This is a genomic window from Phreatobacter aquiterrae (genome assembly GCF_053471285.1).
In genome coordinates this window covers 104,312-123,358 of sequence record NZ_JBJPHW010000012.1, presented here as the reverse complement: position 1 = coordinate 123,358, position 19,047 = coordinate 104,312, and the positions used below count along the sequence as shown (strand labels likewise).

General features: G+C 67.2%; 19 protein-coding genes. 10 read left to right on the top strand and 9 right to left on the bottom strand.

Going from position 1 to position 19,047, the window contains the following annotated elements; translation table 11 throughout:
* The first annotated feature begins 89 nt into the window (after positions 1-89).
* Positions 90-380: a hypothetical protein gene (locus ACJ4V0_RS17770; RefSeq protein ID WP_448300935.1), complete on the top strand. Its 291-nt coding sequence runs from the start codon at positions 90-92 to the stop codon at positions 378-380.
* Here the strand turns inward: ACJ4V0_RS17770 and dprA are convergent.
* From dprA to ACJ4V0_RS17745, 5 genes are all read right to left on the bottom strand, one after another.
* Positions 344-1,486, bottom strand: a complete 1,143-nt coding sequence (dprA, locus tag ACJ4V0_RS17765; protein WP_448300934.1) for a DNA-processing protein DprA — start codon at positions 1,484-1,486, stop codon at positions 344-346. The two genes, ACJ4V0_RS17770 and dprA, sit on opposite strands and share 37 nt — an antisense overlap.
* On the bottom strand, positions 1,483-2,100 hold the full coding sequence (gene plsY / locus ACJ4V0_RS17760) for a glycerol-3-phosphate 1-O-acyltransferase PlsY (protein ID WP_448300933.1): 618 nt from the start codon (positions 2,098-2,100) through the stop codon (positions 1,483-1,485). Before plsY ends, dprA begins: the two co-directional genes overlap by 4 nt.
* A gap of 98 nt (positions 2,101-2,198) precedes the next feature.
* Positions 2,199-3,506, bottom strand: a complete 1,308-nt coding sequence (locus ACJ4V0_RS17755) for a dihydroorotase (protein ID WP_448300932.1) — start codon at positions 3,504-3,506, stop codon at positions 2,199-2,201.
* A gap of 7 nt (positions 3,507-3,513) precedes the next feature.
* A complete protein-coding gene (locus ACJ4V0_RS17750) occupies positions 3,514-4,464 on the bottom strand; it encodes an aspartate carbamoyltransferase catalytic subunit (protein ID WP_448300931.1) in 951 nt (316 codons plus the stop codon).
* Positions 4,465-4,510: 46 nt separating this feature from the next.
* Entirely contained in the window at positions 4,511-5,167 is a 657-nt protein-coding gene (locus ACJ4V0_RS17745; protein ID WP_448300930.1) for an alpha/beta hydrolase, read from the bottom strand.
* 230 nt (positions 5,168-5,397) lie between these two features.
* Between ACJ4V0_RS17745 and ACJ4V0_RS17740 the strand changes: the two genes are divergently transcribed.
* The 8 genes from ACJ4V0_RS17740 to ACJ4V0_RS17705 all read left to right on the top strand — a co-directional run bounded on the left by ACJ4V0_RS17740 (position 5,398) and on the right by ACJ4V0_RS17705 (position 12,789).
* Positions 5,398-6,552, top strand: coding sequence for a cysteine desulfurase family protein (locus tag ACJ4V0_RS17740; protein WP_448300929.1), 1,155 nt, complete (start codon positions 5,398-5,400; stop codon positions 6,550-6,552).
* A 50-nt stretch (positions 6,553-6,602) separates the two neighbouring features.
* Positions 6,603-8,075: a Fe-S cluster assembly protein SufB gene (sufB, locus tag ACJ4V0_RS17735; protein WP_448300928.1), complete on the top strand. Its 1,473-nt coding sequence runs from the start codon at positions 6,603-6,605 to the stop codon at positions 8,073-8,075.
* 75 nt (positions 8,076-8,150) lie between these two features.
* Positions 8,151-8,912 carry a Fe-S cluster assembly ATPase SufC gene (sufC, locus tag ACJ4V0_RS17730; RefSeq protein WP_448300927.1) on the top strand — a complete coding sequence of 254 codons (762 nt, stop codon included), beginning with the start codon at positions 8,151-8,153 and terminating at the stop codon, positions 8,910-8,912.
* An 8-nt stretch (positions 8,913-8,920) separates the two neighbouring features.
* The gene (gene sufD, locus ACJ4V0_RS17725; RefSeq protein WP_448300926.1) at positions 8,921-10,261 is read left to right on the top strand and encodes a Fe-S cluster assembly protein SufD; all 1,341 of its coding nucleotides are present in this window, start codon (positions 8,921-8,923) and stop codon (positions 10,259-10,261) included.
* A 2-nt stretch (positions 10,262-10,263) separates the two neighbouring features.
* Positions 10,264-11,520 (top strand): cysteine desulfurase, encoded by a 1,257-nt coding sequence (locus tag ACJ4V0_RS17720; protein WP_448300925.1) that lies wholly within the window; start codon positions 10,264-10,266, stop codon positions 11,518-11,520.
* Positions 11,521-11,562: 42 nt separating this feature from the next.
* A complete protein-coding gene (locus ACJ4V0_RS17715) occupies positions 11,563-11,934 on the top strand; it encodes an SUF system Fe-S cluster assembly protein (protein WP_448300924.1) in 372 nt (123 codons plus the stop codon).
* 103 nt (positions 11,935-12,037) lie between these two features.
* Positions 12,038-12,415 carry a HesB/IscA family protein gene (locus ACJ4V0_RS17710; RefSeq protein ID WP_448300923.1) on the top strand — a complete coding sequence of 126 codons (378 nt, stop codon included), beginning with the start codon at positions 12,038-12,040 and terminating at the stop codon, positions 12,413-12,415.
* A 5-nt stretch (positions 12,416-12,420) separates the two neighbouring features.
* Positions 12,421-12,789, top strand: a complete 369-nt coding sequence (locus ACJ4V0_RS17705) for a TfoX/Sxy family protein (protein WP_448300922.1) — start codon at positions 12,421-12,423, stop codon at positions 12,787-12,789.
* Here the strand turns inward: ACJ4V0_RS17705 and ACJ4V0_RS17700 are convergent.
* Positions 12,767-13,828: a GGDEF domain-containing protein gene (locus tag ACJ4V0_RS17700; protein WP_448300921.1), complete on the bottom strand. Its 1,062-nt coding sequence runs from the start codon at positions 13,826-13,828 to the stop codon at positions 12,767-12,769. The genes ACJ4V0_RS17705 and ACJ4V0_RS17700 overlap by 23 nt on opposite strands.
* A 115-nt stretch (positions 13,829-13,943) precedes the next feature.
* A complete protein-coding gene (locus ACJ4V0_RS17695) occupies positions 13,944-15,416 on the bottom strand; it encodes a DEAD/DEAH box helicase (protein ID WP_448300920.1) in 1,473 nt (490 codons plus the stop codon).
* Positions 15,417-15,690: 274 nt separating this feature from the next.
* Here ACJ4V0_RS17695 and ACJ4V0_RS17690 point away from each other — a divergent pair, with 274 nt between their 5' ends.
* Entirely contained in the window at positions 15,691-16,398 is a 708-nt protein-coding gene (locus tag ACJ4V0_RS17690; RefSeq protein ID WP_448300919.1) for an alpha/beta fold hydrolase, read from the top strand.
* Here ACJ4V0_RS17690 and ACJ4V0_RS17685 read toward each other — a convergent pair whose 3' ends face one another.
* Both ACJ4V0_RS17685 and parE read right to left on the bottom strand, forming a co-directional pair.
* Positions 16,399-16,860 (bottom strand): hypothetical protein, encoded by a 462-nt coding sequence (locus ACJ4V0_RS17685; RefSeq protein ID WP_448300918.1) that lies wholly within the window; start codon positions 16,858-16,860, stop codon positions 16,399-16,401.
* Between the two features lie 2 nt (positions 16,861-16,862).
* On the bottom strand, positions 16,863-18,908 hold the full coding sequence (gene parE, locus ACJ4V0_RS17680) for a DNA topoisomerase IV subunit B (RefSeq protein ID WP_448300917.1): 2,046 nt from the start codon (positions 18,906-18,908) through the stop codon (positions 16,863-16,865).
* Between the last annotated feature and the right edge of the window lie 139 nt (positions 18,909-19,047).

The window sequence follows — 19,047 nt, the reverse complement described above, 5'->3', positions numbered from 1 at the left end:
GTGCATTATTTCAAACATTGATATTATGGTTGTGGATGGGGTACGACGTTGTGCGCAGGCAAGCGTCGGGGAGCCGGATGGAGCGGGGCATGCGGGTCGATGGCAGGCGGCGTCAGATCGGAAACGGCAGATCTGAACGGCGTGTGCCTGCCGCGCCATCTGCCGCTCCGGTCAGCAGGGCCGATATCGCCTCCTATGTCGGCAAGCTGGCCAGCGAACTCGTGGAACTGGCGCGTCTGGCTGAGCTCAGGACGCTGGCTTACCTCGCCGACATGGTGCGACTGGAGGCCGAGCAGCAGGCCGAGATCATCCGCGAGAGGGAGGGTGGGCAGCGCGCCTGCGCTCAGAGCAGCGACACGCGGCCGCCCGGATCGCGCTGAAGGCGTCCCGCCAGTTCCAGTTCGAGCAGGGCGACACGGACTGCCGCCACGCCGAGCCCCGAGGCGCGCACCACATCGTCGAGGGTCACGGGAACCGGTCCGAGCAGGGCCATGATGCGGCTGCGGCCATCATCGCCCGGATCGGCGGCGTCGAGGCGCGTTTCGTCCTCCTCCAGGTCGGACGGGTCGGCCGGCCGCTCCAGAATGGGCATGAGAACGGTCAGCACGTCATCGACGCCGGTGACGAGGGTCGCGCCCTGCTTGAGCAGACGGTTGGCGCCCTCGGCGCGCGGGTCGAGGGGAGAACCCGGCACGGCGAAGACCTCGCGGTTCTCCTCCAGCGCCATCCGCGCAGTGATCAGCGAGCCTGATCGCTCCGCGGCCTCGACCACGATGACGCCCAGCGCCAGGCCTGCAATCAGCCGGTTGCGGCGGGGGAAGTCCCTGGCGCGGGGCTCGTGGCCCATCGGCATCTCGCTGAGCGCGACGCCCGCCGCCAGAAGCCGCATGAGCAGGGGTTCGTTTTCAGCCGGGTAAATGCGGTCATGCCCGCCGGCGAGGACGGCGACGGTTCCCGTCCCGATGGAGGCCTCATGGGCGGCCGTGTCGATGCCGCGTGCCAGGCCCGAGACGGTCGTCATGCCGGCCTCGCCGAGACCCCTTGCCAGGATCGCGGCCATCTTGATGCCGGCAATGGAGGCATTGCGCGACCCGACGAGGCCGACCATGGGCCGCGTCAGGCAGGTCGCATCGCCCCGCAGAGCGATCAGGGGCGGTGCCGAAGCGATGCGGCGCAGACGGTCGGGATAGTCGCGCTCGCCGAGAGCCGCAAAGCGGACGCCGAGGGCTGCTGCCCGCGCCATCTCTGACTCGACCTCGGCAAGGGTTGCGATGCGGATCGAGCGCGCGCCGCCGCGGCGCGACAGGTCCGGCAGGGCCTCCAGCGCCGCCGCGGCGCTGCCGTAGAGGTTGATCAGTTCGCGGAAGGTGCGGGGGCCGACATTCTCCGAGCGGGCGAGGCGCAGCCAGTCCAGTCTCTGGCGGTCCGTCAGGCGGAGCGCCGTGGCAGGGCGGGAGAAGAGGTCGTCGCCGCCGCCCGTGCTCATCCCGGCGGCGCCGCGCTCTTCTCGCCGATGCGGCTTTCGGTGCCGGCGATCAGCTTGGCGATATTCTCGTGGTGCTTGGCGATGAGAAGGGCTGTCATCGCCGCGAAGGCGAGGACGGCCGGCCAGCCGTACCCCATGACGGCGAGAACGACGGGGGTCGCCACGCTGGCGGCGAGGGCCGCGAGCGAGGAGAAGCGGAAGGCATAGGCCATGGCGATCCAGATCGCTGCGAAGACGAAAAAGGCCGGCCAGGCGATGGCGAGCAGGACGCCGAGGAAGGTTGCAACGCCCTTGCCGCCCCTGAAGCCGAGCCACACCGGGAAGACATGGCCGATAAAGGCGCCAATACCGGCGGCAAGGGCCGCGGCGGGTCCGAAAATTCCGGCGAGGAGGACGGCCGCAGTGCCCTTCAGTCCGTCGAGCAGCAGGGTCGCGGCGGCGAGCTTCCTGTTGCCGGTGCGCAGCACATTGGTCGCGCCGATATTGCCCGAGCCGATGGCGCGGATGTCGCCGAGGCCGGCGCTGCGCGTCAGGACCAGGCCGAAGGGGATCGAACCGAGCAGGTAGCCGACGGCCAGGGCGGCGGCGAGGACGGGAAGGGAGGCTGCAATCATGAGGCAATCACCGGCAGGGAACGCCTCACGCTAGCATTTCGGGCCGCAAAGACCATGGCCCGCAAGGCGATATCCCCGATCCCGCTGTCGCGATGCCGTCAGCCGCCGAGATCGTGAACCTTGCGGCCGGCGACGAAGGTCGCCAGCACCCGGCCGGTCATTCGCGCCTCGTCGAATGGCGAGTTCTTGCACTTCGACCGGAGATCGTCGCGGTCGAGAACCCAGGGCTCGTCGAGATCGAGGATGATGAGGTCGGCCGGCTCGCCTGTCGCCAGCGATCCGCCGGGCAGTCCCAGCAGGGCGGCGGGCGTGGTCGAGAGCGCCTTCAGCAGCGCGTTGAGCGGGACCAGTCCGGCATGCAGGAGGCGCAGCGCCGCCGGCAGCATGGTCTCGACGCCGACCGCGCCTGGCATGGCCTCGGCGAAGGGCAGGCGCTTGGTCTCGACGTCCTGGGGATCGTGGTCCGAGACGATGACATCGATCGTGCCGTCGGCGACCGCATCGGCGAGGGCGAGGCGGTCATCCTCGGTGCGCAAGGGCGGCGTCACCTTGCAGAAGGTGCGGTAGCTGCCGATGTCGTTCTCGTTGAGCGTCAGGTGGTTGATGGTCACGGCCGCGGTGACGGGCAATCCCTCGTTCTTCGCCCGTGCGATGATCGCGAGGCTGTCGCGGCAGGTGATGGAGGCGGCGTGGTAGCGCGCCCCGGTCAGCTTCACCAACCGCATGTCGCGCTCGAGCATGATGGTCTCTGCCTCGACCGGGATGCCGCCGAGCCCGAGGCGCGAGGCGAACTCGCCCTCGTTCATGACGCCCTCGCCCACGAGAGCGGGGTCCTCGGTGTGGTGCACGATGAGCGCATCGAAGTCGCGCGCATAGGTCATGGCGCGGCGCATGACGAGCGCGTCGGTGACCGACCGCGCCCCATCGGTGAAGGCCACGGCACCGGCGGCCTGCAGCAGGCCGAACTCCGTCATCTCGCGTCCCGCGAGCTTCTTGGTGAGAGCCGCCATGGGGTGGACGCGCACGATGCCGGTGTCGCGGGCGCGGCGCAGCAGGAAGTCGACGATGGCCGGGTCGTCGATGACCGGATCGGTCGCCGGCTGGCAGACGATGGTGGTGACGCCGCCCGCCGCCGCCGCGGCGGTCGCCGAGGCAATGGTCTCGCGATATTCGTAGCCGGGCTCGCCGACGAAGCAGCGGATGTCGATGAGGCCGGGCGCGACGACCCGCCCGCCGCAGTCGCGGACGTCGATGTCGGGGCCGACCGCACCGGCGGTCAGGTGCGGCCCGGCGTCGGCGATGAGCCCGTCGCGGACGAGCAGCCCGCCCATGGTTTCGGTGCCCGCGGCCGGATCGACCAGCAGGGCGTTGGCGAGGAGGAAGGGGCGCATGTCGGTCTTCGGCATGGCGCCCTCACGCGTTCGGCAGGTTGCGGGCGAGGGCTTCGAGCACCGCCATGCGCACGGCGACGCCCATTTCCACCTGCTCGCGGATCAGCGACTGGGCACCGTCCGCCACCGCGGTCGAGATCTCGACCCCGCGGTTCATCGGGCCGGGATGCATGACCAGCGCATCGGGCTTCGCATAGCGGAGCTTGGCCTCGTCGAGGCCGAAATAGTGGAAGTACTCCTGCACCGAGGGCACGAAGGAGCCGTTCATGCGCTCGCGCTGGAGGCGCAGCATCATGACGATGTCGACGTCCTTGAGGCCCTCCTTCATGTCGCGATAGACCTCGACGCCGAGGCGTTCGGCGGCGGCCGGCAGGAGGGTTGAGGGGCCGATGGCCCTGACACGCGCCTGCATCGCGTTCAGGAGGATGATGTTGGAGCGGGCGACGCGCGAATGCAGGATATCACCGCAGATGGCGACCGTCAGGCGCTCGATACGGCCCTTGTTGCGGCGGATGGTGAGGGCGTCGAGCAGGGCCTGGGTCGGATGCTCGTGCGTGCCGTCGCCGGCATTGACCACGGAGCAGTCGACCTTCTTCGCCAGAAGTTCCACCGCCCCCGACGCGGCATGGCGCATGATCAGGATGTCGGGGTGCATGGCGTTGAGGGTCAGTGCCGTGTCGATCAGCGTCTCGCCCTTCTTGATGGAGGACTGCGCCACCGACATGTTCATGACGTCGGCGCCGAGGCGTTTGCCTGCGAGTTCGAACGAGGACTGGGTGCGTGTCGAGGCCTCAAAGAAGAGGTTGATCTGCGTGCGCCCGCGCAAGGACGTGCGCTTCTTCTCGATCTGCCGGTTGAGGGTGACGAATTCCTCGGCGAGATCGAGGAGCCCCGTGATCTCCTGAGGGGAAAGCCCCTCGATCCCGAGCAAGTGCCGGCGCTTCAGCACGAAGGACGAAGGGTCGTGGGTCATAAGCCCCGGGCTTTAAGCGGAGTCGGACGACCCCGCAAGCGCCGTGTCACTCCGCCGCGTCCTGTTTCCCCAGGCGCTTGTCGAGATAGCCGCCGACGACCTCCATCAGCGGGTCGATGGTGTTCTCGAAGAAGTGGTTGGCGCCGGGCACCACCTGCTGCTCGATGATGATGCCCTTCTGCGTCTTCAGCTTCTCGACGAGCCCCTGCACGGCGGTCAGCGGCACCACGGCGTCCTTGTCGCCATGGACGATGAGGCCGGACGAGGGGCAGGGGGCGAGGAAGGAGAAGTCGTAGAGGTTGGCCGGCGGGGCGATGGAGATGAAGCCCTCGACCTCAGGGCGGCGCATGAGGAGCTGCATGCCGATCCATGCACCGAAGGAAAAGCCGGCGATCCAGCAGGTGCGGGCTTCCGGGTTGATCGCCTGGGCGTAGTCAAGGGCGGCGGCCGCATCGGATAGCTCACCGACGCCGTGGTCGAAGGCGCCCTGGCTGCGGCCGACGCCGCGGAAGTTGAAGCGCAGCACGGAGAAACCGCGGTTCACGAACTGATAGTAGCAGTTGTAGACAATCTGATTGTTCATCGTCCCGCCGAACTGCGGGTGCGGATGCAGAACGATGCCGATCGGGGCGGAGCGGACCTTGGCGGGGTGATAACGCCCTTCGATCCGGCCTGCCGGACCGTTGAAGATGACTTCAGGCATCGGAAATCCTCGTCATGGAGCCCAACTCGACATCAAACTTGACGGAGAAAAGTCACTTTGATGGAGCTCCGTCCTTGACAGGGCGGCGGGGCGACTCTAAAGTTTAGAATTGTTCTAAACGCTCTTCCCGGATCGCGATGAGGCGACGGGAGGCGCGCTCTCGGGGTCGGGCCTATAGCACGAACCCGGTCCAGAATGCCAAGTTTTTCCGACAGGGCTTCAATCCCCCGATGACCCGCGTCTATCTCGACCACAATGCCACGACGCCGCTTCGCCCCGAAGCGCGCGCGGCCGTGCTCGCGGCGCTGGACTTCGCCGGCAATGCCTCCGCGGTCCATCGCGAGGGCCGGCAGGCGCGCCGCATCGTCGAGGAGGCGCGCTCCGCCGTCGCCCGGCTGGTCGGCGCCGATGCGCGCTGCGTGACCTTCACCTCCGGCGGCAGCGAGGCGGCGGCGACACTGCTGTCCCCCGGCTTTGTCGGTCGCGGCGGGGCGAGGGGACCCTTCACCCGTCTGATCGTGTCGGCCATCGAGCATTCCTGTGTGCTGGCCGGCGGGCGTTTCGCGCCCGAGGCCGTTGCGGTCTGCCCTGTCGACGGGGAGGGCCGTATCGACCTCCACCGGCTCGCCGCACTTCTCGGCGAGGATCACGGACCGGCCCTGGTGGCGGTCATGGCCGCCAACAACGAGACGGGGGTCATCCAGCCGCTCACCGAGGTCGCGGCCCTTTGCCGCGCCCATGGCGCCGGCTTCGTCGTCGATGCGGTCCAGGCTCTCGGCAAGCTGCCGCTCGACATGGCGGCCCTCGACTGCGACGCCCTCTTCCTGTCGGGCCACAAGATCGGTGCACCGCAGGGCGTCGGTGCCATTATTACCGCCTCGGAAGGCGTCACCTTTCCGCCGCTCGTTCGGGGCGGCGGCCAGGAGGGTCGCCGGCGGGCGGGCACCGAGAACCTTGGCGGCATTGCCGGCTTCGGCGCGGCCGCTGCGGCCGTATCCGGCACCATGGCGGCTGAGATCAAGCGGCTTGCCGCGCTGCGCGACTGGCTGGAAGGCGAAATCATCACTATTTCAACGGCGAGCCGTGTCATCGGCTTGCCAGCGGAGCGTCTGGCCAATACGAGCCTCACGGTTCATCCGGGTTTCGAGGGCGAGACCCTGGTGATCGCGCTCGATCTCGCTGGCGTTGCCGTCTCGACCGGGTCGGCCTGCTCGTCGGGGAAGATCGCGCCGAGCCATGTCCTGGCGGCCATGGGGGTTGCGGGCAACGCGGCCCGTTCCGCCCTTAGGGTCAGCCTCGGCTGGACGACCACCCGCGACGACGTGGAACAGTTTCTTGCGGCCTTTGCCGCCCATGCGAAGACGATCGCGGCGCGTGCCGCGTGACATGACTGCCAACCTGCGGCCCTTGAAGCCGCAAGGATGAGGAGAAGACGATGCCCGCGGTTCAGGAAACCGTCGAACAGGTCCGCGCGATCGACGTCGACCAGTACAAATACGGCTTCTCGACCGAGATCGAGATGGAACTGGCCCCCAAGGGCCTGTCCGAGGACATCGTTCGCTACATCTCGGCGCGCAAGAACGAGCCGGCCTGGATGCTGGAATGGCGCCTCGACGCCTATCGCCGCTGGCTGACCATGCGTGAGCCGGACTGGGCGCGCGTCGCCTATCCGAAGATCGACTTCCAGGACATGTATTATTACGCGGCGCCGAAATCGAACGCGGCGCCGAAGTCGCTGGACGAGATCGATCCGGCTATCCTGGAGACCTACAAGAAGCTGGGCATCCCGCTGCGCGAGCAGGAGATTCTCGCCGGCGTCGCGCCCGAGAACCGCATCGCTGTGGACGCGGTCTTCGACAGCGTGTCCGTGGTGACGACCTTCAAGGACGAACTCCGGAAGTCGGGGGTCATCTTCTGCTCGATCTCCGAGGCGCTGCACGAGCACCCCGACCTCGTGAAGCAGTATATCGGCTCGGTGGTCCCGACGACCGACAACTTCTACGCCACGCTGAACGCCGCCGTCTTCTCCGACGGGTCCTTCGTCTATATCCCGCCGGGCGTGCGCTGCCCGATGGAGCTGTCGACCTATTTCCGCATCAACGAGCAGAAGACCGGCCAGTTCGAGCGCACGCTGATCATCGCCGACAAGGGCTCCTATGTGAGCTATCTCGAAGGCTGCACGGCGCCGATGCGCGACGAGAACCAGCTGCACGCGGCCGTCGTTGAGCTGATCGCGCATGACGATGCCGAGATCAAGTACTCGACCGTCCAGAACTGGTATCCGGGCGACAGCGAGGGCAAGGGCGGCATCTACAATTTCGTCACCAAGCGCGGCGACTGCCGTGGCGACCGCTCGAAGATCTCTTGGACGCAGGTGGAGACGGGCTCGGCCATCACCTGGAAATATCCGAGCTGCATCCTGCGCGGCGACGACAGCCAGGGCGAGTTCTACTCGATCGCCGTGTCGAACGGCGCCCAGCAGGTCGATTCCGGCACCAAGATGATCCATCTGGGCAAGAACACCCGGTCGCGGATCATCTCCAAGGGCATCTCGGCCGGCCGCTCGCAGAACACCTATCGCGGCCTCGTCTCGGCCCATCGCCGCGCGACCAACGCCAAGAACTTCACCAACTGCGACTCGCTGCTGATCGGCGACAAGTGCGGCGCGCACACCGTGCCCTATATCGAGAGCAAGACGGCCTCGGCGGTCTTCGAACACGAGGCCACCACCTCGAAAGTGTCCGAGGACCAGATGTTCTACTGCATGCAGCGCGGGCTGACGCAGGAAGAGGCCGTTGCGCTTATCGTCAACGGCTTCGTCAAGGACGTGCTCCAGCAACTCCCGATGGAGTTCATGGTGGAGGCGCAGAAGCTGATCGCCATTTCGCTGGAGGGATCGGTCGGCTGATCCGACCGCTCCTCCGGCTTTCACCCTTTCGGCCGCGCCGGCGCGGCTACCCCGTTTCAGACAAGGACCGCCCCGATGGCTCTCCTCGAAATCAAGAATCTGACCGCCAAGCTTGCCGACGAGGACAAGCAGATCCTCAACGGCCTGAATCTCACTGTCGAAAAGGGCCAGGTCGCCGCCATCATGGGCCCCAACGGCTCCGGCAAGTCGACGCTCTCCTACGTGCTCGCCGGCCGCCAGGACTATGAGGTCACGGACGGCGAGGCGCTGCTCGACGGCGAGAACATCCTGGAGCTTGCGCCCGACGAGCGCGCCGCCAAGGGCCTGTTCCTCGCCTTCCAGTATCCGATCGAGATCCCCGGCGTCGGCCAGATGACCTTCCTCAAGGCCGCCATCAACGCCCAGCGCAAGAAGAACGGCCTCGACGAGATCGCGACGCCCGAGTTCATCAAGCTGGTCAACGCCAGGGCCAAGGAACTCGGCATCTCGCCTGACATGCTGCGGCGCTCGGTCAATGTCGGGTTCTCCGGCGGCGAGAAGAAGCGCAACGAGATCCTGCAGATGGCGCTTCTCCAGCCGAAGCTCGCCATCCTCGACGAGACCGATTCCGGCCTCGACATCGACGCCTTGAAGATCGTCGCCGACGGCGTCAACGCCATGCGCTCGCCGGACCGCGGCTTTGTCGTCATCACGCACTACCAGCGCCTGCTCGACTACATCAAGCCGGACGTGGTCCACGTCTTGTCGGCCGGCCGCATCATCAAGTCCGGCGGTCCGGAACTCGCCCACGAGCTTGAGGCCAAGGGCTATGCCGACATCGTCGGCAAGGCCGCGTGAGGCAGGCCATGAACGCCGTCACCCCCATCCGCACACCGGCCGAGCAGACGCTGATCGGCGCCTTCGCCACCCTCGCGCCCGCCTCTGCCGCGGTGCAGGACCTCCGTTCGGCCGGGTTCGCCCGCTTCGAGGCCACCGGCCTGCCGCATCGCCGCGTCGAGGACTGGAAGTACACCGACCTGCGCGCCATGATGCGCGAGGCGAGGCCGCTGGCCGGTGCGCCCGACGCCTCGGCGCTGCTCGGCGCCAAGGTCGCCATCGGCCGTCTGCCGCGCGTCGGCGGCAGCCGCATCGTCCTGGTCGACGGCTATCTCGCCCCGGACCTCGCCGATGGCGGGCCGCTGCCCGAGGGCGTCACCGTCTCAGGCCTCGCCGAAGCCGTGGCCCGGCGTCCCGAACTGGCGACGCTTCTCGCCGGTCAGCCGGCGGCGCGCGCCAATATCGCCTTCGCCCTCAACACCGCCTTCCTGACCGATGGCGTCCTCATCGAGATCGCCCCGGGCACCGCGGTCGCTCACGCGCTCGATCTCGTCTCGATCACGTCGGACGGAACGGCCTGTCTCGTCAACTCGCGCATCGTCGTTTTGGTGGGAGCGGGGGCTTCCGCCGGCATCGTCGAGACCCATGTCGGCCCGGCCGGCACGGATTACCAGAAGAACGTTGTGATGCAGGTGGTGGTGCGCGACGGCGCGACGCTGGAGCATGGCCGCCGCCAGATCGAGGGCGACCAGGCGCTGCACCTTTCGACGCTGGAGGCGGAGGTCGGCGCCGAGGCGCATTTCGATTCGCTGACGCTGACCACCGGCGCGGCCGTCTCGCGCAGCCAGCTCTTCGTGCGTTTTTCGGGAGAACGTTCCAACGTGACGCTGCGCGGCGTCTCCATGCTGAAGGGTCGCCAGCATGCGGACACCGCACTGGTCATGGACCATGCGACGCCCAACTGCGAGAGCCGCGAGACCTACAAGCACATCCTCGACGGCGAGGCGCACGGCGTCTTCCAGGGCAAGATCATCGTCCAGCCGATTGCCCAGAAGACCGACGGGCGCATGATGAGCCAGACCATCATGCTGGCGGAAGGTCCCTCGATGGACAACAAGCCGGAGCTGGAGATCTTCGCCGACGACGTCGCCTGCGCCCATGGCTGCACCTGCGGCCAGCTCGACGAGGACCTGATGTTCTACCTGAAGGCGCGCGGCATTCCGCATAAGGAGGCCGAGGCGCTGCTGGTGGAGGCCTTCGCGCGCGAGGCCATCGAGGATTTCGGCGAAGGCACGCTCGGCGACGTGGTCGAGGAGCTTCGCGAGGCGCTGCTGACCTCGGTCACAGACTGGATGCGGGCGAGGGGATGACCATGGCAGCCCCGGCCCGGCATCCTGCGGTCGCCGATGGCGGCTATGACGTCGCCCTGATCCGTCAGGACTTTCCGGCGCTGGCGCTGAAGCCCTACGGCCGCGACCTCGTCTATCTCGACAATGCCGCCTCGGCGCAGAAGCCGAAGGCGGTGATCGACCGCATCACGCGCGCCTACGAGACCGAATATGCCAACGTGCATCGCGGTCTCCACTATCTCGCCAATGCGGCGACCGATGCCTACGAGGCGGCGCGCGAGAGCGTGCGGGCCTTCCTCAACGCTCCGTCGGTCGACCAGGTGATCTTCACCCGCAACGCCTCCGAGGCCATCAACCTTGCGGCGGCGACCTTCGGTGGCATGGTGATCGGCGAGGGCGACGAGATCGTCCTCTCCATCATGGAGCATCATTCCAACATCGTGCCCTGGCACTTCCACCGCGAACGTCGCGGCGCGAAACTGGTCTGGGCCCCGGTGGACGAGGACGGCAACTTCCTCATCGACGAGTTCGAGAAGCTGCTCGGGCCGCGCGTGAAGATGGTGGCGCTGACCCATATGTCGAATGCGCTCGGAACGGTCGTGCCGATCAAGGAGTGCATCCGGATGGCGCATGAGCGCGGCATCCCGGTGCTGGTCGACGGCTCGCAAGCCTCGGTCCACATGGAGGTCGATGTCGTCGATCTCGATGCCGATTTCTATGTCTTCACCGGCCATAAGGTGTACGGGCCGACCGGCATCGGCGTGCTCTACGGCAAGAAGGAGCATCTCGACCGCATGCCGCCCTACAACGGCGGCGGCGAGATGATCTCGGTCGTCACCACCGAAGGGGTTACCTACAACGACCCCCCGCATCGCTTCGAGGCCGGCACGCCCCCCATCGTCCAGGCGATCGGGCTTGGCGAGGCCCTCGACTACATGCGCTCCATCGGCCGCGACGCCATCCGCGCCCACGAGGACAGCCTGGTGCGCTACGCCCACGAGCGGCTCGGCGCCATCAACTCGCTGCGCATCTTCGGCAAGGCCCGCAACAAGGGCGCGATCGTCTCCTTCGAGATGAAGGGCGCCCATGCTCACGACGTCGCAACGGTCATCGACCGCTACGGCGTCGCGGTCAGGGCCGGCACCCATTGCGCCATGCCGCTGCTCCAGCGCTATGGCGTGACGTCGACCTGCCGGGCCTCATTCGGCCTCTACAACACACCCGAGGAGGTGGACCGCCTTGCGGAAGCCCTTCTCAAGGCCCAATCTATGTTCGGCTGAGGCGGTTCCGCCCTGGCCCATCCCCCACGGACCTTGACCCCGATGGACGATACCCAGACCCTCAACACCACTGTCGGTGGTGACGTGACCGCCATCCCGCCGGAAGAGCTGGACCGGCTCACGGACGACATCGTCGCGGCGATGAAATCGGTCTATGATCCGGAAATCCCCTCCGACATCTATGAACTCGGCCTGATCTACCGCGTCGATATCGACGACGCGCGCAAGGTCGCGATCGACATGACGCTGACCTCGCCGTCCTGTCCGGCAGCGGCCGAGCTCCCGGCCATGGTCGAGAATGCGGTGGCGAGCGTGCCGGGCGTGTCGGAAGTGAAGATCAACCTGACCTTCGATCCGCCCTGGGACCAGAGCCGCATGTCCGACGAGGCGCGGGTGGCACTCAACATGTGGTGACAGCCGCGCGGCAACGGGGATTTAACCCGCGCCAGCGAGCCTCTATATTGAACTCATCGCTTTGAACGCCGGGCCTTGAACCCGTGCGGTATCGGAGACCACGATGCCTCTGCCCAAGATGCAGGCCATGCGCCTGACGGAAGCCGCCGCCGAACGGCTGAAGGACCTCGTTGCCGCCTCCGGCAAGGAGCATGCCGGCCTGCGCGTCGGCGTCACCAAGGGCGGCTGCGCCGGCATGGAATACACGATGGAATTCGTGGACGCGCCCGGCAGGTTCGACGAGACCGTCGAGGACCGCGGCGTCAGGGTCTATATCGACGCCAAGGCGGTTCTCTATCTGCTCGGCACCGAGATGGACTATGTCGCCGACAAGCTGTCGGCGAAGTTCGTGTTCAACAACCCGAACCAGACCTCGGCCTGCGGCTGCGGCGAATCGATCACGCTGGCCCCGGCGAAGCCCGAGGCGCTCGGCGCCGTCTGACGACGGTGAGCGCCTTCGATCCGGATTTCCTGATCGATCTGTTCGCGCCCTTCGCACGCGTGACCGTCCGGCGCATGTTCTCCGGCCATGCCGTCTATCGCGATGGCGTCGTCTTTGCCCTGGCGATCCGGGCCGGGCTGTTCCTCAAGTGCGACGGGGAAACCGCGCCGCTGTTCGAGGCGGAGGGGCTGGAGCCCTTCGTCTACGCGACCGCGCGCGGCACGACGACGATCACCAGCTACAGGCGGCTGCCTGACGCCTGTCTCGACGATGAGGATGAACTGAGACGCTGGTCGTCTATCGCCTGGCAGGCGGCGCTGAGGGCGCCCCGCAAATCGCCGGGAAAACGCCTCAGGCGACCTTCGAAGGATTGAGTTCGGCTTCCGCGTCAGTTTCGCAGACGACCCGGTTGCGGCCGTTGCGTTTGGCGGCATAGAGGCAGCGGTCCGCGCGCTCATAGAGCGAGGCGACCGTGTCGCCCGGCCGGAATGCCGCGACGCCGAGGGAGATGGTGATGCGGCCGAGGTTCTCGCTGGTGGAACGCTTGATCAGTTCCTTCGTCATCACCGAGCGGCGGATATGCTCGGCGACTGTGACGGCGGCACGCAGCGTCGTGTCGGGCAGGATGATGGCGAATTCCTCGCCGCCGAAGCGGCAGGCGAGGTCCTGTCCCTTCACGTTCTGCTTCACCGACAGCGCCACAAGTCGCAGCACCTGGTCACCGGTCAGGTGACCGAAGGTGTCATTGAACTTCTTGAAGTGATCGATGTCGCTGACCAGCAGGCTTAGCGGCGTCTCGGTCTTGTTGGCGAGCGCCACGGCCTTGGTGATGGCCTGATCATAGAACTTGCGGTTGCCGAGCGAGGTGAGGGGGTCCGTCAGCGACTCGGTGCGCACCGCGTCGAGGTTCTCCTGCAGCATCTTGATCTCGGTGCGCGAGGCCTTCAGCCGCTGCTCGAGCGCCTTGTTGTTGGCCTCGATCTCGCGGGTGGACCGCACCAGCGTCTCAATGATCGAACGGACGCCTTCGGGAGAGCCAGCGGCGGCGAGCCGCGCGGTCGCTCCGGCCAGATCGTTGCCGTAGGCGCTCGCCTGGCCGGCGGCCGAATCGATCATGGTCATCACATGCTCGATCTCGTCCATCACCCGGTTGCCGACGAGGTCGATCTTGTCGCCCATGCGGGTCGGCGATAGATAATTGTCGAAGATGGTGTCGAGCTGCTCCTGGGTGATGATGCCGTTGGCCGAGAGGACGGCATTCACCGCGTCGGACAGCTCGCTGTGATAGCCCGACGCATAGCAGTACCAGACCTCGTAGTTCCGCGGGATCGCAGCGATGTTGCGACCCTTGATCTGGGAAAAGGCGAGGTCGCCGAAGGCGTATGTGCGGTCGATCTCGTCGCGGTGATGCATAGCGGAGGGCCGATCCTGGGCGGTGGCGAGAGGCGCTTTGAGCGCCTTCGAAGCTCAGGGCACAAGCTAGACCGGCAATGCTTTATCGGCGGTAAAAATCTGACATTACGTAACGTCATTTCCCCCGATAGGTCACGGGGCGCAGAAGGAACTGCGGCAGATGCGACATATCGGCATCTTCCTGCCCGCGCGGATCCGGGCGCGATGCGGCTCTTTCGACGGGAGCCGCGCGCGGCGATTCGGCGGCACGCGGGGGTCTGGCAGAGGTCCGGGCCGGGCCGCTGCGCGGTTCGCTCCGCCGCGGTGCGCGTTCCTCGCCGTCGCGGCCTTCTGCACGCGGTTCGCTCCGGCGCGGAGCACGCTCCTCGCCGGTGCGGCTCTCGGTACGGGACGCTCCCGAGCGGTTGCCGCGACCCGTGGAGCCACGTCGCTCGCGCCGGGCCTCGCCGGCCTCTTCGTCGGTGATGGGATCGCCGGCCCACTCGATGGGCTGGCCGATCAGCTTCTCGATCGCCGCCAGCAGTTTGCCGTCCTCGGGGGTGACGATGGTGATGGCAGTCCCGAGCCGACCGGCGCGGCCGGTGCGGCCGATGCGGTGGACATAGTCCTCGGCGTGGTGGGGCGTGTCGAAGTTGAAGACGTGGCTGACTTCGGGAATGTCGAGGCCGCGGGCCGCGACGTCGGAAGCCACCAGGAGCTGCGTCTTGCCGTCACGGAAGGCGGTCAGCGCCGCCGTGCGGGCGCTCTGGTCCATGTCGCCATGCAGGGCCGCAACCGAAAAGTCGTGCTTCTGCAGAGACTTGTAGACGGTCGCCACCTCGCTCTTGCGGTTGCAGAAGATGATGGCGTTCTTCAGGTTCTCGGCGCCGCGGACGAGGGCACGCAGCGTGTCGCGCTTCTCGAAGTCCTTCTTGCCGGAGCGCACCAGGCGCTGGGTGATGGTGGTGGCGGTGGACGCGGCGCGGCTGACCTCGACCTGCACCGGATTGTGCAGGAACTGCTCAGTGATGCGCTGGATCTCCGGCGGCATGGTGGCCGTGAAGAACAGCGTCTGGCGGGTGAAGGGCACCATCTTGCAGATGCGCTCGATGTCCGGGATGAAGCCCATGTCGAGCATGCGGTCGGCCTCGTCGATGACGAGGAGCTCGACGCCGGTGAGCAGCAGGCGCCCACGCTCGAAATGGTCGAGCAGGCGGCCGGGCGTGGCGATCAGCACATCGACGCCGCGGGTCAGCTTGGCGTCCTGGTCGCCGAAGGAGACGCCGCCAATGAGCAGGGCGACGCTCAGCTTGTGATTGACGCCGTACTTGACGAAATTCTCCTGGACCTGGGCGGCCAGCTCGCGCGTCGGCTCAAGAATGAGCGTGCGCGGCATGCGGGCGCGTGCGCGGCCCTCCTCGAGCATGGTGATCATCGGCAGCGTGAACGCCGCGGTCTTGCCGGTGCCGGTCTGGGCGATGCCGAGTACGTCGCGCCGTGCGAGAACGTGCGGAATGGCCTGGGCCTGGATGGGGGTGGGCTCGGTATAGCCGGCCGAAGCCACGGCGGCCTGAACCTTGGCGCTGAGGCCGAGTTCGGAAAACGGCATGTTGAGACAGTGTCCTTCAGGTCTTGCGGGATCTTGCGATGATGTGTTGAGGCGTTCGGCGCGAAACGGTTTCGCGCATGGCGGCCCCTAGAACCCACGAGGCCGAACGGACAGTCTCGAAAAGGCCCGCCGCAGCAGGTCCTGTCGATGCGGCGCAACATAGTGGCAAATGGCCAATTGTCAACGAATGCGGGCCATGCGACGCCCTTTCTCGTGCGTCGCATGGCGGGATTCGGCGCGCATGGTGAAGGATCCAAAGCCCATGAAGCCTCCGATGTCCGCGCCCCGGCGCCCCGCTCTCGTCCTCGTCCCCGGCCTCAATTGCACCGCCGAACTCTTCGCACCCCAGATCGAGGCTTTCGGAGAGCGATTCGACATTACGGTCGCCGACCACAGCTCCGACGCCCGCATCCCCGACATCGCCCGCCGGCTTCTTGCCGCGGCGCCGCCGCGCTTCGCGCTGGCCGGCCTGTCGATGGGCGGTTACATCGCGCTTGAGGTGATGCGGCAGGCCCCGCAGCGGGTCGAGCGGCTCGCGCTTCTCGACACCCGCGCCAGCGTCGATGCCCCGGAGGACACGGAACTGCGCCACGCCGCCATCAAGTTCGCCGAGACGGGTCGCTTCGACGACATTCACGGCATTCTCTGGCCGAGGCTCGTGCATATCAGACGCCTCGGCGACGAGGCGCTGGAAGCCGTCGTCAGGCGGATGGCCGACAAGACCGGACCGGCGCGCTTCATCCGCCAGCAGCGCGCGGTGATGGCGCGTCCCGACTTCCAGCCGGGCCTTGCCGCCATCCGCTGCCCGACGCTGGTCCTGGTGGGCGAGGATGACGCTATCACCCCGCGCTTCATGTCGGAGGACATGGCGGATGCCATTGCCGACGCGCGGCTGGTGGTGGTGCCCGATTGCGGGCACCTGTCGACACTGGAGCGACCGGAGGTGGTGAATGCCGCGCTGGAGGCGTGGCTTGCAGCCTGATCAGCGCAGGGCCGAGAAGGTGATCTCGCCGGGCGGGCCGATGGTCAGCATGTAGCGCCGTCCCTGTCCCGATCCGATGATGCGTCCGTCGAGCAGGACGCGCGAGCCGCTGGCGTCCGGCTCGACGCGATAGTCCTCGATGGCGATGCGCCAGTCGAACACTTCCGGCACCTCCTCGGTCGAGACCACGGCGACCCGCCCCGTGCGGTCGGCCGCGGCCAGCCATTGCACATAGAGACGCTGGGCGCCGTCCGGCGCGCCGGTGCGCAGGATAACCACGCGCGTCGTGCCCTCGCGCTCGCCGCTCATCCAGGAGCCGGTTGCGCGCAGGAACATCACCTCGGCGGGGATGGCGGAGAGGAGGCGGGAATGGTCGGGGGACTGCGCTGCGCCGGGATGGGCGCACAAAAGCGCGAGGCAGGCCAGCCCGGCTGCCGCCGCGTCTCGCCAAGCCCGCCGCATCGTCAGATGTCCAGTTCCTCGGCGAATTCGGCCCGCTCCTGGATGAAGGCGAATCGCGGCTCGGCCTTGACGCCCATCAGCCGCTCGACGCTGTCGCTCGTTTCGGGACGCTCCTCGGGGACGACCTGGACGCGGAGCAGGGTGCGCACCTTCTTGTCCATGGTGGTCTCCTTGAGCTGCGCCGGCATCATCTCGCCGAGACCCTTGAAGCGGCCGATCTCGACCTTCTGATTGCCCTTGAAGGCGGTGCGCAGGAGCTCGTCCTTGTGGGCGTCGTCGCGCGCATAGAGTGTCTTGCCGCCCTGCGTCAGGCGGTAGAGCGGCGGCACGGCGAGGTAGAGATGGCCGTGATCCACCAGCCGCGGCATCTGCCGGTAGAAGAAGGTGATGAGCAGGCTGGCGATATGGGCGCCGTCGACGTCGGCATCGGTCATGATGATGACGCGCTCGTAGCGCAGGTCGTCGTCGCGGTAGTGGGAGCCGGTGCCGCATCCGAGCGCCTGGATCAGGTCGGAGAGCTGCTGGTTCTGCGCGAGCTTGTCGCGGCCGGCCGAGGCGACGTTGAGGATCTTGCCGCGCAGGGGCAGGATCGCCTGCGTCTGGCGGTCACGGGCCTGCTTGGCGGAGCCGCCGGCCGAATCGCCCTCGACGATGAAGATCTCCGAGCCCGCCGCCGAGGTGTTGGAACAGTCGGCGAGCTTGCCCGGCAGGCGCAGCTTGCGCACCGCGGTCTTGCGGCTGACGTCCTTTTCGGCGCGGCGGCGCAGGCGCTCCTCGGCCCGTTCCACGGCCCAGTCGAGAAGGCGGTTCGCCTGGTTCGGATTGCCCGCTAGCCAGTGGTCGAAGGGGTCGCGGATGGCGTTCTCGACGATGCGCGAGGCCTCGCTCGTGGCCAGCTTGTCCTTGGTCTGGCCCTGGAATTCCGGCTCGCGGATGAAGACCGAGAGCATGACGCAGCAGCCGACCAGCAGGTCGTCGGTCGTCACCTGCGCGGCGCGCTTGTTGCCGGTGCGCTCGGCATGATCCTTCAGGCCGCGCAGCAGGGCGATGCGCAGGCCCTGTTCATGGGTGCCGCCGTCCGGCGTCGGAATGGTGTTGCAGTAGGACGAGACGAAGCCGTCCTGGTCGCCGACCCAGCCAATGGCCCATTCGACCGAGCCGTGCCCCTGTCTGTCGAGCTTGCCGCCGAAGATGTCGGCGTGGACGCGCGTGGCGCCTTCCAGCGTCGCCGCGAGATAGTCCTTGAGGCCGCCCGGAAAGCGGAGCACGGCCTTTTCGGGCGTGTCGGTGCCCTTGACCAGTTCCGGATCGCAGGACCAGCGGATCTCGACGCCGCCGAAGAGATAGGCCTTGGAACGCGCCATCTTGAACAGGCGGGCCGGCTTGAAGGTGTGGGTCTCCTTGAAGATCTCCGGGTCGGGCAGAAACCGCACCTTGGTGCCGCGCCGGTTGTGGACGCGGCCGAGTTCCTCGAGGCCGGTCTGCGGGATGCCGCGGGAGAAGCGCTGGCGGTAGAGCATCTGGCCGCGCGCGACCTCGACGTCGAGCGCCACGGAGAGCGCATTCACCACCGACACGCCGACACCATGAAGGCCTCCGGAGGTCTCATAGACCTTGGAATCGAACTTGCCGCCCGCATGGAGCGTGCACATGATGACTTCGAGTGCCGACTTGCCCGGAAACTTCGGGTGCGGGTCGACGGGAATGCCGCGGCCGTTGTCGGTCACGGAGAGCGAGCCGTCGGCCGAGAGTTCAACCTCGATCCAGGTCGCGTGGCCGGCCACCGCCTCGTCCATGGCGTTGTCGATCACCTCGGCGAAGAGGTGGTGCAGGGCCTTCTCGTCGGTGCCGCCGATATACATGCCGGGCCGGCGGCGCACCGGCTCCAGGCCCTCGAGAACCTCGATATCAGACGCCGAATAGCCCTGTTCGCCGGGCGTGCCGGCCGGTTTGGCGGGTTTCGACGTCTCGGCCCTGGCCCTCGGAGGAGGGGCGGCTTTGGCCACACTCTCCTTCGGCCCGCCGAAAAGGTCGCTCGAATTGTCCATCGTCCACCACATGCTGATGGCCGCGCGGCGGCCACGAATCAGTCCTTGCCATGATGGCACAGCGGCTCGCCGGAGCGAACGGAACGGAAACGCCGTCATGGAGCGCCAATGGATGGCGCCGCCTGCGCCGCATGCCTGT

Excerpts from the sequence above, each read along its gene's own strand:
- ACJ4V0_RS17770 (WP_448300935.1), top strand. The coding sequence starts at position 90 with ATGCGGGTCGATGGCAGGCGGCGTCAGATCGGAAACGGCAGATCTGAA.
- dprA (WP_448300934.1), bottom strand. The coding sequence starts at position 1,486 with ATGAGCACGGGCGGCGGCGACGACCTCTTCTCCCGCCCTGCCACGGCG.
- plsY (WP_448300933.1), bottom strand. The coding sequence starts at position 2,100 with ATGATTGCAGCCTCCCTTCCCGTCCTCGCCGCCGCCCTGGCCGTCGGC.
- ACJ4V0_RS17755 (WP_448300932.1), bottom strand. The coding sequence starts at position 3,506 with ATGCCGAAGACCGACATGCGCCCCTTCCTCCTCGCCAACGCCCTGCTG.
- ACJ4V0_RS17750 (WP_448300931.1), bottom strand. The coding sequence starts at position 4,464 with ATGACCCACGACCCTTCGTCCTTCGTGCTGAAGCGCCGGCACTTGCTC.
- ACJ4V0_RS17745 (WP_448300930.1), bottom strand. The coding sequence starts at position 5,167 with ATGCCTGAAGTCATCTTCAACGGTCCGGCAGGCCGGATCGAAGGGCGT.
- ACJ4V0_RS17740 (WP_448300929.1), top strand. The coding sequence starts at position 5,398 with ATGACCCGCGTCTATCTCGACCACAATGCCACGACGCCGCTTCGCCCC.
- sufB (WP_448300928.1), top strand. The coding sequence starts at position 6,603 with ATGCCCGCGGTTCAGGAAACCGTCGAACAGGTCCGCGCGATCGACGTC.
- sufC (WP_448300927.1), top strand. The coding sequence starts at position 8,151 with ATGGCTCTCCTCGAAATCAAGAATCTGACCGCCAAGCTTGCCGACGAG.
- sufD (WP_448300926.1), top strand. The coding sequence starts at position 8,921 with ATGAACGCCGTCACCCCCATCCGCACACCGGCCGAGCAGACGCTGATC.
- ACJ4V0_RS17720 (WP_448300925.1), top strand. The coding sequence starts at position 10,264 with ATGGCAGCCCCGGCCCGGCATCCTGCGGTCGCCGATGGCGGCTATGAC.
- ACJ4V0_RS17715 (WP_448300924.1), top strand. The coding sequence starts at position 11,563 with ATGGACGATACCCAGACCCTCAACACCACTGTCGGTGGTGACGTGACC.
- ACJ4V0_RS17710 (WP_448300923.1), top strand. The coding sequence starts at position 12,038 with ATGCCTCTGCCCAAGATGCAGGCCATGCGCCTGACGGAAGCCGCCGCC.
- ACJ4V0_RS17700 (WP_448300921.1), bottom strand. The coding sequence starts at position 13,828 with ATGCATCACCGCGACGAGATCGACCGCACATACGCCTTCGGCGACCTC.
- ACJ4V0_RS17695 (WP_448300920.1), bottom strand. The coding sequence starts at position 15,416 with ATGCCGTTTTCCGAACTCGGCCTCAGCGCCAAGGTTCAGGCCGCCGTG.
- ACJ4V0_RS17690 (WP_448300919.1), top strand. The coding sequence starts at position 15,691 with ATGTCCGCGCCCCGGCGCCCCGCTCTCGTCCTCGTCCCCGGCCTCAAT.
- ACJ4V0_RS17685 (WP_448300918.1), bottom strand. The coding sequence starts at position 16,860 with ATGCGGCGGGCTTGGCGAGACGCGGCGGCAGCCGGGCTGGCCTGCCTC.
- parE (WP_448300917.1), bottom strand. The coding sequence starts at position 18,908 with ATGGACAATTCGAGCGACCTTTTCGGCGGGCCGAAGGAGAGTGTGGCC.